At 56.1% G+C, this 1,722-nt stretch carries 1 rRNA gene; it reads right to left on the reverse strand.

Annotated elements, in window-relative coordinates:
- Window positions 1-1,489, reverse strand: a 16S ribosomal RNA gene (locus tag CH289_RS27755).
- Window positions 1,490-1,722 lie beyond the last annotated feature (233 nt).

The raw sequence follows: 1,722 nt of genomic DNA on the forward strand, positions 1-1,722 counted from the left end.
TACGGCTACCTTGTTACGACTTCGTCCCAATCGCCGATCCCACCTTCGACGGCTCCCTCCCACAAGGGGTTAGGCCACCGGCTTCGGGTGTTACCGACTTTCATGACGTGACGGGCGGTGTGTACAAGGCCCGGGAACGTATTCACCGCAGCGTTGCTGATCTGCGATTACTAGCGACTCCGACTTCACGGGGTCGAGTTGCAGACCCCGATCCGAACTGAGACCAGCTTTAAGGGATTCGCTCCACCTCACGGTCTCGCAGCCCTCTGTACTGGCCATTGTAGCATGTGTGAAGCCCTGGACATAAGGGGCATGATGACTTGACGTCGTCCCCACCTTCCTCCGAGTTGACCCCGGCAGTCTCTTACGAGTCCCCGCCATAACGCGCTGGCAACATAAGACAAGGGTTGCGCTCGTTGCGGGACTTAACCCAACATCTCACGACACGAGCTGACGACAGCCATGCACCACCTGTACACCGACCACAAGGGGGGCCACATCTCTGCAGCTTTCCGGTGTATGTCAAACCCAGGTAAGGTTCTTCGCGTTGCATCGAATTAATCCACATGCTCCGCCGCTTGTGCGGGCCCCCGTCAATTCCTTTGAGTTTTAGCCTTGCGGCCGTACTCCCCAGGCGGGGCGCTTAATGCGTTAGCTACGGCACAGATCCCGTGGAAGGAACCCACACCTAGCGCCCACCGTTTACGGCGTGGACTACCAGGGTATCTAATCCTGTTTGCTACCCACGCTTTCGTTCCTCAGCGTCAGTTGTTTCCCAGAGACCCGCCTTCGCCACCGGTGTTCCTCCTGATATCTGCGCATTTCACCGCTACACCAGGAATTCCAGTCTCCCCTGAAACACTCAAGTCTGCCCGTATCGCCTGCAAGCCCGAAGTTGAGCCCCGGGTTTTCACAAACGACGCGACAAACCGCCTACGAACTCTTTACGCCCAGTAATTCCGGACAACGCTCGCACCCTACGTATTACCGCGGCTGCTGGCACGTAGTTAGCCGGTGCTTCTTCTGCAGGTACCGTCACTCACGCTTCGTCCCTGCTGAAAGAGGTTTACAACCCGAAGGCCTTCATCCCTCACGCGGCGTCGCTGCATCAGGCTTCCGCCCATTGTGCAATATTCCCCACTGCTGCCTCCCGTAGGAGTCTGGGCCGTGTCTCAGTCCCAGTGTGGCCGATCACCCTCTCAGGTCGGCTACCCGTCGTCGCCTTGGTAGGCCATTACCCCACCAACAAGCTGATAGGCCGCGGGCCCATCCTGCACCACAAAAGCTTTCCACCCCAGCACATGCATGCTGAGGTCATATCCAGTATTAGACCCAGTTTCCCAGGCTTATCCCAGAGTGCAGGGCAGATCACCCACGTGTTACTCACCCGTTCGCCGCTCGTGTACCCCGAAAGGCCTTACCGCTCGACTTGCATGTGTTAAGCACGCCGCCAGCGTTCGTCCTGAGCCAGGATCAAACTCTCCGTAAAAGACTTGCAATCCCACCATCCCCCAAAAGAGACAGTGCAATCAGTCAAATGACATCAAGTCCAAATCACTAGCAAAAAAACTCAACTAGCATTACAAAAAATCTTCTCACCCCAGACGGGAAGAATGAAGCAAGAAGATGTCACACCCACACCCCAAAAGGCATGAGCACCAAAAACATTCGGCACTGACATTCATCGACACACTGTTGAGTTCTCAAAGAACACGCACACAC

Source organism: Rhodococcus sp. RS1C4 (assembly GCF_002258225.1).
GTDB lineage: Bacteria > Actinomycetota > Actinomycetes > Mycobacteriales > Mycobacteriaceae > Rhodococcoides > Rhodococcoides fascians_E.